The organism is Saccharothrix luteola, assembly GCF_020859565.1.
In the GTDB taxonomy this organism is placed as follows: Bacteria; Actinomycetota; Actinomycetes; order Mycobacteriales; family Pseudonocardiaceae; genus Actinosynnema; species Actinosynnema luteola.
On the sequence record NZ_JAJHUO010000023.1, the window covers coordinates 175,303 to 188,875 of the forward strand.

Here is a 13,573-nt window from a genome sequence, read left to right on the forward strand (position 1 = left end):
CGGGTTACCAGGCGGCGTGCGGACCCCGGAGGGCCCGCACGCCGGTTGGTCAGGCCGCCAGTTGCTCCTCGATCGCCTGGGAGTAGGCGGCGACGTTGCTGTAGACGCCCGGCTTGCCCTCCCGGGCGCAACCTTCACCCCAAGAGGTGACGCCGATCAGCTTCCCGCCGGCCACGAACGGGCCGCCCGAGTCGCCCTGGCACGTGTCGACGCCGCCCTCCGGGTAACCGGCGCACGTCATCTCGGCCGGGTCGAACTGGGGGTAGGCGGTGCGGCAGTACTCGTGGTCCGTCACCGGCACGGTCGCGCCGAGCAGGTAGCGCGAGGTCGAGCCCTGCTCACTGGTCCGACCCCAGCCGAAGACCCGACCGCTCGTGCCCGGCTCGTACAGCACCCCGTCGGACGGCTGCGCCAGCGGGAGAGGCGTGTAGTCCACCGGTGAGCGCAAGGTCAGCACGGCGACGTCCGCACCCTGGTCCGCGGCCACGTACTCGGGGTGGACCCAGATCGCGGAGAGCCGGGCGACCACGCCATCGTCACCCTTGCGGTCCTCACGGCCCAGCACGACCCGCGTGTTGCGGGGCGTCCGGGTGGTCGCGCAGTGGGCGGCGGTGACCACCTTGGTCGGCGAGACCAGAGTGCCGCCGCAGAACTGGTTGCCGGCGGCGTCGGCCACGTACACCACCCACGGGTGGTCCGCGATCGACACCCGTTCACCGCCCACTACGCGCTCGCCCACGTCCGTGTTCACGTTCACGTCCGCGTCCGCTGTGGCGGTGCCCGCGAAAGCCATCAACAACGTCATCAACAACGCGCCAAGCCGCATCGGCCCCTCCTCCTGATCAAAGGCGTCAGGAGGAGGTTAGCCAGAATGGCCGGTTCCGCTGGGCCAAGTGGACTAGTCCGCTCCGGTGAACTTGCTGCGCACCCGGCCCGCCGCCCCCGCGAGCACGTCGCCGACTTCGTTGAACACCTTCATCAGCGGGTCCTCGGACTCGGCCGCCGATTCCTTGTACGACCGGGCCGCGGACTTGATGTCCTCGGTGAACGAGCTCGTCGGCCGGTCGTCCTCGCGCCGCTGGTACGTGCCGGTCAGGATGGCGCGGTACTCCTCGCCCGCCGCCCACTTCTGCAGCTCCGCGGCGCGGACCACGGCCATCGGGTGGGTCAGCGGCCACGTGCGGATCAGCTTGAGCACGCTGTCGCGCACGTCCTCGACCTGCTCGTACTCCTTGGCCTGCTTGAGGAACTCGGCCGTGTCGACCTGGCTGAGGTCCATGCCGCCCGCCATGGCCACGTGCACGCGCAGCGCGGCGGCCGGGTCCTGCCCGCACAGCAGGCCGGCGCGGTCGCACGACAGCTCCGTCTTGCGGTACCACTCGCGCAGCGCGGCGATGATCGCGGTGATCGCCCAGTAGCCGCCCGGCATCCAGCCGAGACCGTGCTGCAACTGCATCAGCCGCTGCAGGATCGTCTGGTACAGCGCGTGGCCCGACAGGACGTGCCCCATCTCGTGCCCGATGGCGAACCGCAGGCCCTCGGTGTCCAGCAGCTCGATCAGGCCCGTGGTGAGCACGATGAACGGCTTGTCGATGCCGAGCGTCATGGCGTTGGGCACCGGGTCGCGCTTCACGAACAGCTCCGGCACCGGGTCGACGTCCAGCGTCGCCGCCACCTCGAGCCGGAGCCGGTCCAGCTCCGCGTACTGCCTGGGGCCCACCCGGATGCTCGACGCCAGGTAGCCCAACCTCTCACCGCGTTCCGTGAACGCGCCCGCCACCGCCTGCAACACCGGGCCGATGCCCGGCACCGCGCGCAAGACCGCCAACGCCCCCCGGTCGACCGGGTGTTCGTACGCACGCGGGCTGATGCCGGGGAACCGGACCCGCGCGCTCGACCGTTCGATCTCCTCGCTGCTCATGGTTCCCACAGTGCCACGACCCGCGCCCCACATCTCCCCGATCGGACGAATCGGCGTGCACACTGACCTGGTGAACGCAGACGTGCTCGGCACCGACTACGAGACCCGCGCGCTGCCCCTGGGCGGCGGTGACACGACCGCGACCCTGGTCCGCCGCCGCGCGCAGCCGGCGATCCGCGGCGCGGTGCTGTACGTGCACGGGTTCGCGGACTACTTCTTCCAGCGGCACGTGGCCGAGCACTTCACCGCGCGCGGCTTCGACTTCTACGCCATCGACCTGCGCGCGTACGGGCGGTCGTTGCGGCCGGGGCAGGTGGCGAACTACGTGACCGACCTGGCCGAGCACTTCGAGGAGATCGACGCCGCGGCGCGGGTGATCCGCGAGGAGGACGGCCACCGGCACCTGGTGGTGATGGGACATTCGACCGGTGGGCTCATCACGAGTCTGTGGGCGCACGAGCGGCGTTCGGACGACGTGCTGGACGCGTTGGTGCTCAACAGCCCCTGGTTGGACCTGGCCGAGCCGTGGCTGGTGCGGACGGTCGGGACGGCGTTGATCCGGGGTGTCGGGCGGGTGGCGCCGAAGCTGGTGCTCAAGCCCGGGTTGGGGCCGGTGTACGGCGAGAGCATCCACCGCGACCACCACGGGGAGTGGGACTTCGACACGACGTGGAAGCCGATCGAGGCGTTCCCGGTGCACGCGGGGTGGTTGCGCGCGATCCGTCGTGGTCATGCCCGGCTGCACCGGGGGTTGGAGGTGGAGGCGCCGGTGCTGTTGTTGCGGTCGGGGCGCAGCCATCTCCACGCGAAGCGGTGGACGCCCGAGGCGATGACGGCGGACACCGTGCTGGACGTGGAGCACATGCGGGTGTGGGGGCCGAAGATCGGTCGGCACGTGCGGGTGGTGCAGGTGGAGGGCGGTATGCACGATCTGTTCCTGTCCGCGGAGCCGGTGCGGTTGAGGGCGTTGGCCGAGGTGGACGAGTTCTTGGATGGGATTTGATGAGGGTGAAGTGGGTGGAGTGGAGGCAAGGGCTTGAAAGATTAGAAGCGTCCTCGCCGGACGGGCAGATCAGCAGGATGACGGGGTTTTGCGGTCAGGCTGCGGGTCCGTTGTTGGTCGGGGTCCGTGTCATCCCACCGACCTCCCTACGGGCTACCACACGTATCAAGGGGGCGCGCGACATCAGTGCACGCCGCGGGCAGAGGTGAACCCGCGCCCCCTTGACACGCGCGGTAGGGCGGAGCCAGGTCGGCGGGATGACACGAAGCCCTTCCTTTGGGAGGTCTAGCGGAGGTGTTCGATGGCCAGTCTGGCGGCTTGGCCGATGACGGCGTCTGCTGGTGGAAGGGTGAAGGCGGTGCTCGCGCTGCGGGTGAAGATGGCTACGGCGTAACGGCCGCCGTCTGGGTATTCGACGACGCCGATCTCGTTGCGGATGGTCGGGAGGGTGCCGGTTTTGCCGGCTACGCGGACGTCGTCGAAGGGGAAGCCGGAGGCCAGGCGGTGTGGCCAGACTTGAAGGGCCATGAGGCGGCGGATCGGGGCGCATTCTTCGTGGTGCCAGATGTGGTGCAGCAGGGTGGTCAGGTCGCGTGCGGTGCTGCGGTTGGTCTGGTCGGGGTCCAGGGCGCGCAGTCGGGACAGGACGACCGGGTCGGTGAGGGCGGCCGGTGGTTCGGCGGGGGCGGCGTCTTCGGCCATGGTGCGCATGAAGTCCCTTGCCCGGTGGACGATTCGGGTTCGGGTCAGGCCCAGTTGGTCGGTTGTCCGGTTGATGGTGTCGAGGCCGATGAGGTCGACCAGGGCGTCGGCGGCGGCGTTGTCGGAGACGGTGATGGCCAGGTAGGCCAGGTCTCGCAGGGAGATGGTGACGGGGTCGAGCATGCCGCCGATGCCCGTGGGGCCGGTGCTGCGGTGGTGGTCGAGGGTGATCCGGTCGGTCAGGTCGTGGGCGCTGTGGTGCAGGGCGACGAGCAGGGGGACTTTGAAGACGCTGGCGAGGACGACGGGGTCGTCGGCGCCGACGGAGAGCTCGCGGTCGGGGTGGTCGAGGTCGATGGCGTGCAGCGTGCCGGTGACGCCGGCGTCGGCGAAGGCGGCGCGCACGCGGGCGGCGGTCATGACAGGTACTCCGCGGCCGGGCGGGGGTAGCGGGGCAGCGTGCCCTCGGCGTGGCGCATTCCTTGTGCGGTCAGGACTTCGGTGACGGCGTCGGCGAAGGCGGTGACGGCAGGGGTTTGGCGGCCACGTGGCCAGGCGGCCGAGGTCCGCCACAGGATGGGGTTGCCGCGCAGTGGTCGCCAGGCGGCGTCCGGTGGTGGGGTGACGCCGTCGTGCAGGGCGACCGCGCCGCCGGCGAGGACGAGTCCCAGCGCGAATTCCGGGTTGCCGGCTTGGTGGACGTCGGTGGGTGTGTAGCCGTGTCGGGCGCACGTGGTCAGCACCTCGTCGTGCAGCGCGGGTGCGGTGGTGCGGGGGAAGAGGACGAGGGCCAGGCCGTTCAGGTCGGCCAGGCGGACGTCCGGGGCGGTGGTGAGGGGGTGGTCGCGGGGCAGGAGGACGCCCAGCGGGCTGGTCAGGACCGGGCCGAGGCTCAGCCAGGAGACGTCGAACGGGAAGCGCAGGACGCCGACGTCCAGGCTGCGGTCGGCCAGGGCGCGCAGTTGTTCGGCGGTGCCGATCTCCCGGAGCTTGAGCTCGACGGGGCTGCGGTGGCGGAACGCCGGGAGGAGGGCGGCCACCGCTCGTCCGCCCAGGTCCGGTGGGACGCCCGCGCGCAGTGATCCGGCCTCGCCGTGGCGGAACCGTCCGGCGAGGGCGCGGAGCCGGTCTTCGCGGGCGAGCAGGCCGCGGGCTTCGGTGAGGATCTGGCGGCCCGCGTCGGTGAGGGCGACGTGCCGGGCGTCGCGGTCGAAGAGGCGGACGCCGAGTTCGCGTTCCAGGCGTTGGATGCTCTGCGACAGCGGTGGCTGGGACATGTGGAGGCGGGCCGCCGCACGGCCGAAGTGCAGTTCCTCGGCCACGGCCAGGAAGTACCGCAGGTGCCGCAGGAGGTCCACGAGCTGGGATGATAGCCGTTCGCATATGGCAGACGTGCTGATATCGGACTTGGACACGTGCGGCCGGGCACTGGTCTTGTTGGTGGCATGTGCGTGAACAGGCGACAGGTGTTGATCGGGTCGGCGGCGGTCGCGGTGGCGGGTGCGGGGCTGCCGGGGGTGGCGTTCGCGGCGGGGCGCAGCGGGGTGAGCCTGCGGTGGCTGGGTGTCGCCGGGTGGGAGGTGCTGTTCGGCGGTCGGCGGGTGCTGATCGACCCGTACTTGAGCCGGTTGCCGGTGTTCGGCGAGGACGGGGAGTTCATCGCCGACCACCCGCTGGCGGTGCGGAGGGAGTTGGTCGACCGGCACCTCGGGGAGCGGCCGGAGCTGGTGCTGGCGACGCACGGGCACTACGACCACTTGTCGGAGATCCCGTACGTGGTGGAGAAGCACGGTTCCCGGGTGATCGGGACCGAGACGCACCGGCACTTGTTGGTGGCGCAGGGCGTGCCGGGGGACAACGTGGTCGTGGCGTCCGGTGGGGAGTACCTGGACTTCCACGGCTTCACCGTCCAGGTGTTCCGGAGCCTGCACAGCCAGTTCGGCTCGTACGGGTACTTCGCGCCGGGCAGCCTGACCGCGCCGCCGAAGGCGCCGGCGACGATCAGCGACCTCGTGGAGGGCGGCTCGCTGGCGTACATGATCACCGTGGGCGGGTTCTCGGTGCTGTTCCTGTCGGGGACGGCGAACTACGTCGAGCGGGAGGTCGCGGGACTGCGGCCGGACGTCCTCGTGCTGGGCATGAGCGGCCACGCGAACGTGCACGACTACACCGCGCGGGCGTTGCGGGCGACCCGGCCCAAGGTGCTGATCCCGAGCCACCACGACGACATGGTGACCCAGTTGGACGACCCCGCCCTGCCGCCGCGCGGCAATCCCGCGGCGGCGGCGGAGTTGGCGGAGACGGCGCGGCGGATCGGCCTCGCGGCCCGCGTGCTGGACCCGGAAATCCTGCGCTGGTACGAGCTGTAGCGGCGTACGGTTCGCCCGTGGACGCTCGTTGTGGACTGCACGGTGCCGGCACCGATCCCCGGCGGCTGGTCGGTCGACGGCTGGAGCGGGTGATCGCGGCTTGGCACCACTACGGCTCGGAGGTGCCGACCGATCCGCTGGACGTGTGGCTGGTGGACGACCAGGAGGGGTGCACGCACGTCACGACCGGTTCGGACTGGTGCCTGATCGTGGAGGGGTCACCGCCCCACGAGGGCTACGACATGCAGGAGTACGGGCGGGTCGAGGTCGGGCCGATCGGCGGTGAGACGCCGTTCGCCCGTCACCTCGGGGAAGAGGTGCTCGCGGTCGCCCAGGAGTACGAACCGCGCACCGGGCGGATAGCTCTCGACCTCGTGTTCCCGTCGGGCCGCGTGCGGTGCCGGTGTCGGGAAGGTGATCTCCGGCTGTCCGACGCTTGATCCGGTTCAGAGCAGGCCGGCGCGGGCGGCGGCCAGGGCGGCTCGGGCGGAGCGTTCGGCGGTGGCGCGGTCGACCGGCTCGCCGGTGATGAAGATCCGGTGGTACAGCGGGGCGCAGGTGAGGCGGATGAGTTCGACCGGGTCGGCCTGCGGTGGGAGTTCGCCGCGGTCGACGGCGCGGGTGACGACCTTGGCCGCTTCGGCCTGCCGGGCGGCGTAGAACCGGCGCTTCGCGTCCTGGGCACGGGCGGACTGCTGTGCCGCGATGACGATCGCGATCGGCACGAGGCGGTGCACCGGGTCGGCGAAGGTGTCCGCGACCTCGGTGGCGATGGCGATCAGGTCGCCCTCCAGCGTGCCGGTGTCGGGCACCGGCCACTCGGACTCGCGGGTGTGGTCGAGGGCGTCGGCGATGAGCACGTCGACCGTTCCCCAACGGCGGTACACGGTGGTCTTGTGCACGCCCGCGCGTTCGGCGACGTTCTCGACCGTCAGGCCGGCGTAGCCGCGCATGGTCAGCTCGGCGTGCACGGCTTCGAGGACGGCTTCGCGGACGCGGGCCGAGCGTCCACCCGGTCGTGAGGTCAACTGCAACTCCAGTTGCGTTAGTGGGCGAGGTGTGCCACTCTAACGCAACACCAGTCGCGTTAGGAGCCCTCTGCTTTGATCCCAGACCCCACCGTCCTGCACCCGCTGCCGCACGCGGACCGCGTCGTCCAGCTCAAGCCGTTGGTGACGTCGCCGACGATCGAGGTCGGTGAGTACACGTACTACGACGACCCGGAGCACGCGCTGGAGTTCGAGACCCGCAACGTGCTCTACGGGTACGGCGCCGAGAAGCTGGTCATCGGCAGGTTCTGCGCGCTGGCCACCGGCACCAGGTTCATCATGGCCGGCGCGAACCACCTCAACATCGGCGTGTCGACGTTCCCGTTCACGATCTTCGGCGGCACGTGGGCCGAGAAGACGATGGACCTGATGACCGGCATGGAGACGCGTGGCGACACGGTGGTCGGCAACGACGTCTGGTTCGGCTACAACGCGCTCGTGATGCCGGGCGTGACGATCGGCGACGGCGCGATCATCGCGACCGGCGCGGTGGTGACGTCGGACGTGCCGCCGTACGCGGTGGTGGGCGGCAACCCGGCGAAGCCCGTGAAGCAGCGCTACGCCGACGAGGACGTGGCCCGGCTGCTGCGCGCCAAGTGGTGGGACTGGCCGATCGAGCTGGTGACCGAACACGTCCGCACGATCATGTCCGGCACACCCGCCGAGATCGAGCACATCGCGCTGACCCAGTTGTAAACGCGCGTGTCGAACGCTCAGGTCCCGCGTGTCGAACCGTCAGGACCCCCGAGTTCTACGTTCAGGTCCCTGTGCGCGGTACCTGAACGTGGAATTCGGGGGTCCTGAGCGTTCGACACGCGGGCCGTGGGCGTTCGACACGCGGGTGCGACAACCGATTGGTCTAGCGCCACGCGCGCCGGCGGCGGGAGATCATGGTTGCCGGGAGGTTCGCCATGGCCGAGGACTTCAACCGGTACTGCGACCTGACCATGCGGGGCGGGGCGGCGAGCGGCGTCGTCTACCCGTTGGCGGTCGTGGAGTTGGCCGGGCACTACCGGTTCCGGTCGTTGGGCGGCGCGTCGGCCGGTGCGATCGGGGCCGCGTTCACCGCCGCCGCGGAGAAGGGCCGGGACCGGGACGGCTTCCGCAAGCTCGCGGAGGTCGTCGACTGGTTCGCCGCGCCCGGCTGGCGGCTGGCGCAGCTCTTCCAGCCCAGCGAGCACACCCGCAAGCTGTACCGGATCGTGGCGGCCTCCATGCAGCGCCGCGACTCCACCGGGCGCAGCCCGCTCACCTGCCTCCTGCTCGCCCTGATCAGCGCGATCGGCTGGCGGGCACGGGTGTTCCTCGCCGTGGCACTGGGGCTGTGGCTCATCGGTCCGACGCTGTGGTTTCACTCGATCGACTGGGGCTCCACGCCGACGTGGGCGCTGATCAGCCTCACCGTCGCGGCCCTCGTCGCCGTGCCCGGCATCGTGCTGAGAGTCCTGCCGAACGGCCGGGACGCGTGGCTGCGCCGCATCGGCACCGGGCTGCTCCTGGTCGTCCCGCTGATCCCGGTCGCCCTGGGCACGCGCTGGACGGCCCCGAGCCTGGCGAGCGCCGCCACCGCCGCCGTGTGGTGGCTGGTGCTCGGGTTCGCGTTCGTCAGCGCGGTCGCGGTCACCTACGGCTTGAGCGCCAAGCGGTTCCTCGACCGGATGGCCACCACCGTCCACTTCGGACTCATCCCGGGCACCGGCGCGTTCCGGCCGAACTTCTGGGACCGCCGGTGCGGCGTGCCCGCGTCGACCGGCGTGCCGCCGTTGAGCGACTGGATCGCCGACGTGCTGGACGACCTCTCGGGGACGACGGACCTGACGTTCGACGACCTGACCACCAACCTGGTCCTGATGACCACGGACCTGTCCGAGGGCCGCCCCTACCGCCTGCCGTTCACCGAACCGCCGGCCGCGTGGCTGTTCTGCCCCACGTGCCTGGGAACCGTGCTGCCGCCGCGGACCGTCGACAAGCTCGGCCACGACGCCACACCGCACCACTGCCCGCTGCACCCCGCCGAGACCCTCCACGCGCTGCCGAAGAACCTGCCCGTCGCGCTGGCCGTCCGGATGAGCATGCCGCTGCCCGGCCTGATCGCCGCGGTGCCGCTGGTGCGCGCCGAGCCGGAGCCGCGCGTGCACTGGTTCTCCGACGGCGGCATCACCAGCAACTTCCCGATCCACTTCTTCGACAACCTGCTGCCGCGCTGGCCGACGTTCGGCCTGAGCCTCCAGTCCTACCCGCCGGGCGACGACCGGGACGTCTGGCTGCCCGAGCAGGACGCGTCCACCGGCGGCACGCCGTGGCGCGGCATCGGGCTCGTGCAGCACTTCGCGTCGGCCATCCTCAACACCATGCTCGACTGGCGCGACACCATGCAGTCCGCCCTGCCGGGCTACCGGGGACGGATCGCGCACGTCCGCGTGGGAGCCCTGGAGGGCGGCACGAACCTCTTCATGCGCCCGGAGACCATCCGCGCCCTGGCCGAACGCGGCGCGGAGGCCGGACGACTGCTGCGCACCCGGTTCACCGAGGACGACGCCACCAAGACCGACCGCTACCGCTGGATCCGGATGCGGCTGGCCATGCGCGAGTACCAGCAGCTGGCCGAGCAGTCCGGCGACCGCGCCGCCCTCTACCGCGACCTCACCGCCCGCTACCGGATCCCCGAGGACCTGCACGCCTGGTTCGCCACGCCACCCGACACCGACCCGAACGCCCGCGAGATCGGCCTCACCCTCGACGCGCTGGGCGCCGTGCCCGAGGGCCCGTTCGACGGCGAGCCGCCGATCGACCCGGACCTCCGCCTCACCCCGCCCGAGTGACCGACGCCGTCAGACCTTCTTCCCGACCCCCGCGTACGCGCTGATGTAGGCGTCGTCCGAATCCGGCCGCCACTCGCTCAACGGCGCCACGCCCGGCTCCACGACCTCCAGCCCGGTGAAGAAGGCGGCGACCTCGGCGCCGGTCCTCAGCACCAACGGGCTGTCCGTGCGGCGGTAGATCGCGTTGACCTGCTCGCCGCTCTCCCGACCCTCCTGCGACACGCCGTCCCAGCTCGCGTGCGAGATGGCCACGAAGCTGCCCGGCGCCAGCGCCTCCCGGTACCGGGCGATGGCCGCGGCCGGCTCGTCCTCGTCCGGCACGAAGTGCAGCACCGCGACCATCAGCAGCCCGATCGGCCGGTCGAAGTCGAGCACCGCCCGGACCTCCTCGTTCCCCAGCACCGAGTCCGGGTCGCGCAGGTCCGCCTGGATCGCGCTGGCCAGCGGGTTGTCCGCCAGCAACGCCGTGCTGTGCGCCACGGCCACCGGCTCGACGTCCGCGTACACCACCCGTGCCGCCGGGTTGGTCTGCTGGGCGATCTCGTGCACGTTGCCGACGGTCGGGATGCCCGACCCCAGGTCGAGGAACTGGTCGATGCCCTGAGACAGCAGGTACCGCACCGCACGGCGCAGGAACGACCGGTTGGCCCGGGCCGCGCCGGACATTCCGGGGAAGATCTGCTCGACCGACTTCGCCGCCTCGCGGTCCACCGCGAAGTTGTGCGACCCACCCAGGAAGTAGTCGTACATGCGGGCCGCGCTCGGCCGGTCCAGGTCCACCGATGACGGAACCCAGCTTGCCTGCTCCATGCGCACATCTCCTCGTCAGCCGACCGCGTGATCGTCGCGACGTCGCCCACCGGGCACAACCCCCGAATGGACGCTCGCTCTGGGCGAACACCTACCGGAAACAAACCCCCGCTCATCTTGGTTGAGCCAGTCAGACTCAACTTTGGAGGGATCATGGGCGAGACTGTGGCGCTGCCGGTGCTGCCGCTGGACGACGTCGTCGTGCTGCCGGGCATGGTCGTGCCGATCCGCCTCAGCGGCTCGGACGCCACCGCCGAGGCGCGCGCCGCGATCGAGGCCGCGACGGCGACGGGCGGTCAGTCGAAGGTCCTGCTGGTGCCCCGGCTGGACGGCAAGTACGCCAAGGTGGGCACGCTGGCCCTGATCGAGCAGGTCGGCAGGCTCTCCGGCGGCGAGCGCGCGGCCGTCGTGCGCGGCACCGAGCGGGTCCGCATCGGCACCGGCACGACCGGCCCCGGCGCGGCGCTGTGGGTCGAGGCGACCATCGCGGACGAATCACCGGTCGACGACCGCACCCGCGAACTGGCCCGCGAGTACCGGGGGCTGGTCACCACGATCCTCCAGCAGCGCGGCGCGTGGCAGGTGGTCGACTCGGTCCAGCAGGTGGACGACCCGTCCGCCCTCGCCGACCTCGCCGGCTACGCCTCGTACCTCAGTGACGAGCAGAAGGTCTGGCTGCTGGAGACCAGCGACGTCACCGAGCGGCTCGAGAAGCTGCTGGAGTGGGGCCGCGAGCACCTGACCGAGCTCGACGTCGCCGAGACCATCCGCAAGGACGTCAAGGAAGGCGTCGAGAAGCAGCAGCGGGAGTTCCTGCTGCGCCAACAACTGGCCGCGATCCGCAAGGAACTGGCCGAGCTCGACGGCAAGCCCGCCACCGACGAGCAGGACTACCGGGCCCGCGTCGAAGGCGCCGAGCTGCCCGAGAACGTCCGCAAGGCCGCCCTGTCCGAGGTCGACAAGCTCGAACGGACCTCCGAGCAGTCACCCGAGGTCGGCTGGATCCGCACCTGGCTCGACACCGTCCTCGACATGCCCTGGAACGAACGCACCGAGGACGCCTACGACATCGCGGGTGCACGCGCCGTCCTCGACGCCGACCACGCGGGGCTGGACGACGTCAAGGAGCGCATCACCGAGTACCTGGCCGTCCGCCGCCGCCGCGCCGATCGCGGTCTCGGCGTCGTGGGCGGACGCCGTTCCGGCGCGGTCCTGGCCCTGGTCGGCCCTCCCGGCGTGGGCAAGACCTCACTCGGCGAATCCGTCGCCCGCGCCATGGGCCGCAAGTTCGTCCGGGTGGCCCTGGGCGGCGTCCGCGACGAGGCCGAGATCCGCGGCCACCGCCGCACCTACGTCGGCGCACTGCCCGGCCGGATCGTCCGCGCCATCTCCGAAGCGGGCTCGATGAACCCCGTCGTGCTCCTGGACGAGATCGACAAGGTGGGCGCCGACTACCGCGGCGACCCCACGGCGGCCCTGCTGGAAGTCCTCGACCCGGCCCAGAACCACACGTTCCGCGACCACTACCTGGAAGTCGAACTCGACCTCTCCGACGTCGTCTTCCTCGCCACCGCCAACGTCCTGGAATCCATCCCGGGTCCCCTCCTGGACCGCATGGAACTGGTCCAGCTCGACGGCTACACGGAGGACGAGAAGGTCACCATCGCCCGCGACCACCTCCTGCCGCGCCAGGTCGAACGCGCCGGCCTCACCCCCGACGACGTCACCATCACCGAGCCGGCACTGCGCAAACTGGCCGGCGAGTACACCCGCGAGGCCGGCGTGCGCCAACTGGAACGCTCCCTGGCACGCGTCCTCCGCAAGGTGACCGCACGCGTCGCCCTGGACCAATCCACCCTGCCGGTCACCGTCGACATCCCGGGCCTCCGCACATACCTGGGCTCGCCCAAGCACACCCCGGAGTCCGCGGAAAGGACTGCCGTCCCCGGCGTCGCCACGGGCCTGGCCGTCACCGGAGCCGGCGGCGACGTGCTCTTCGTCGAGGCCTCCCTGGCCTCCGCGGAGACCGGCGCATCCGGTGTCACCCTGACCGGCCAACTGGGCGACGTGATGAAGGAGTCCGCCCAGATCGCCCTCTCCTACCTGCGCTCCAACGACGATCGCGCCGACGTGCTGGCGGACCGCGGCGTCCACATCCACGTCCCAGCCGGCGCAGTGCCGAAGGACGGCCCGTCAGCCGGCGTCACCATGACCACGGCTCTCGCATCCCTGCTCTCCGGCCGCCCGGTCCGCTCGGACGTCGCGATGACCGGCGAGGTCTCCCTCACGGGCCGAGTCCTGCCAATCGGCGGTGTGAAGCAAAAACTGCTGGCCGCCCACCGCGCAGGCATCACCACGGTCCTCCTGCCGAAGCGCAACGAACCCGACCTCGACGACGTCCCGGACTCGGTGCTCGCCGAACTGACCGTCCACCTGGTCGCCGACGTCCGCGAAGCCCTAACCCTCGCCCTCGAACCCGCCACCAACACCAACACCAACACCAACACCCCGAACAACATCACCACCACCACAGCCGCCTAACTCTCAACCCAATCCAAACGAACCACAACGGACCCGCCACACCCCGCAGAGGCCCGATTTGACATGGGTTCGGGTGCTTTGGCCTGCCTGGAGTGCCCGCAAGGGCCCCATGTGGCGGGTTCCAGTAGTCGTCGCAACACCTGGGTTGTTCGGGGGTTGTGGTGTTCGGGATCCGTGGGGATCGGTCGCCTCAGGGGCGTAGGAAGCTGGACGCGGAGCGTCGGGCCTATCTTGACCTTGTGGCGTCGGGTGTGGGCACGACCGAGGCGTGTCGGATCGTCGGGGTCAATCGCAGGACCGGGCACCGGTGGCGGCACGGACGAGCGGATCGGGTGGTGCGGGCGGCGGATCGACCG

The 13,573-nt window shown here is 70.9% G+C and carries 13 protein-coding genes; 7 read left to right on the forward strand and 6 right to left on the reverse strand.

Annotated features, from left to right (window positions below; all coding sequences use genetic code 11):
* Positions 1 to 49: 49 nt before the first annotated feature.
* Together LNK82_RS30525 and LNK82_RS30530 are read right to left on the reverse strand one after the other, a co-directional pair.
* Positions 50 to 826, reverse strand: a complete 777-nt coding sequence (locus LNK82_RS30525) for a S1 family peptidase (RefSeq protein ID WP_230570334.1) — start codon at positions 824 to 826, stop codon at positions 50 to 52.
* A gap of 72 nt (positions 827 to 898) precedes the next feature.
* Entirely contained in the window at positions 899 to 1,921 is a 1,023-nt protein-coding gene (locus LNK82_RS30530) for a M48 family metallopeptidase (RefSeq protein ID WP_230570335.1), read from the reverse strand.
* 70 nt (positions 1,922 to 1,991) lie between these two features.
* On the opposite strand from LNK82_RS30530, the gene LNK82_RS30535 reads away from it, so the two are divergent.
* A complete protein-coding gene (locus LNK82_RS30535) occupies positions 1,992 to 2,924 on the forward strand; it encodes an alpha/beta hydrolase (protein ID WP_230570336.1) in 933 nt (310 codons plus the stop codon).
* 285 nt (positions 2,925 to 3,209) lie between these two features.
* Here the strand turns inward: LNK82_RS30535 and LNK82_RS30540 are convergent, their stop codons facing one another.
* Together LNK82_RS30540 and LNK82_RS30545 are read right to left on the reverse strand one after the other, a co-directional pair.
* Positions 3,210 to 4,046, reverse strand: coding sequence for a serine hydrolase (locus tag LNK82_RS30540; protein WP_230570337.1), 837 nt, complete (start codon positions 4,044 to 4,046; stop codon positions 3,210 to 3,212).
* Positions 4,043 to 4,984, reverse strand: a complete 942-nt coding sequence (locus LNK82_RS30545) for a LysR family transcriptional regulator (RefSeq protein ID WP_308257331.1) — start codon at positions 4,982 to 4,984, stop codon at positions 4,043 to 4,045. The genes LNK82_RS30540 and LNK82_RS30545 overlap by 4 nt, the downstream gene beginning before the upstream one ends.
* A 93-nt stretch (positions 4,985 to 5,077) precedes the next feature.
* Between LNK82_RS30545 and LNK82_RS30555 the strand changes: the two genes are divergently transcribed.
* Both LNK82_RS30555 and LNK82_RS30560 read left to right on the forward strand, forming a co-directional pair.
* The gene (locus tag LNK82_RS30555) at positions 5,078 to 5,995 is read left to right on the forward strand and encodes an MBL fold metallo-hydrolase (RefSeq protein ID WP_230570338.1); all 918 of its coding nucleotides are present in this window, start codon (positions 5,078 to 5,080) and stop codon (positions 5,993 to 5,995) included.
* Positions 5,996 to 6,012: 17 nt separating this feature from the next.
* Positions 6,013 to 6,435, forward strand: a complete 423-nt coding sequence (locus LNK82_RS30560) for a hypothetical protein (protein ID WP_230570339.1) — start codon at positions 6,013 to 6,015, stop codon at positions 6,433 to 6,435.
* 6 nt (positions 6,436 to 6,441) lie between these two features.
* Here LNK82_RS30560 and LNK82_RS30565 read toward each other — a convergent pair whose 3' ends face one another.
* Positions 6,442 to 7,023 (reverse strand): TetR/AcrR family transcriptional regulator, encoded by a 582-nt coding sequence (locus tag LNK82_RS30565; RefSeq protein WP_230570340.1) that lies wholly within the window; start codon positions 7,021 to 7,023, stop codon positions 6,442 to 6,444.
* A gap of 75 nt (positions 7,024 to 7,098) precedes the next feature.
* On the opposite strand from LNK82_RS30565, the gene LNK82_RS30570 reads away from it, so the two are divergent.
* Positions 7,099 to 7,740: a CatB-related O-acetyltransferase gene (locus tag LNK82_RS30570; protein WP_230570341.1), complete on the forward strand. Its 642-nt coding sequence runs from the start codon at positions 7,099 to 7,101 to the stop codon at positions 7,738 to 7,740.
* A 215-nt stretch (positions 7,741 to 7,955) separates the two neighbouring features.
* Entirely contained in the window at positions 7,956 to 9,866 is a 1,911-nt protein-coding gene (locus LNK82_RS30575; protein WP_230570342.1) for a patatin-like phospholipase domain-containing protein, read from the forward strand.
* 9 nt (positions 9,867 to 9,875) lie between these two features.
* Here the strand turns inward: LNK82_RS30575 and LNK82_RS30580 are convergent, their stop codons facing one another.
* Positions 9,876 to 10,676: an SAM-dependent methyltransferase gene (locus tag LNK82_RS30580; RefSeq protein WP_230570343.1), complete on the reverse strand. Its 801-nt coding sequence runs from the start codon at positions 10,674 to 10,676 to the stop codon at positions 9,876 to 9,878.
* A 153-nt stretch (positions 10,677 to 10,829) separates the two neighbouring features.
* Between LNK82_RS30580 and lon the strand changes: the two genes are divergently transcribed.
* Together lon and LNK82_RS48410 are read left to right on the forward strand one after the other, a co-directional pair.
* Complete coding sequence (lon, locus tag LNK82_RS30585; protein ID WP_230570344.1) at positions 10,830 to 13,217, forward strand: endopeptidase La; 2,388 nt, start codon at positions 10,830 to 10,832, stop codon at positions 13,215 to 13,217.
* Between the two features lie 161 nt (positions 13,218 to 13,378).
* On the forward strand, positions 13,379 to 13,573 hold a 195-nt coding region (locus LNK82_RS48410; RefSeq protein WP_372470692.1), incomplete at its 3' end, for a helix-turn-helix domain-containing protein.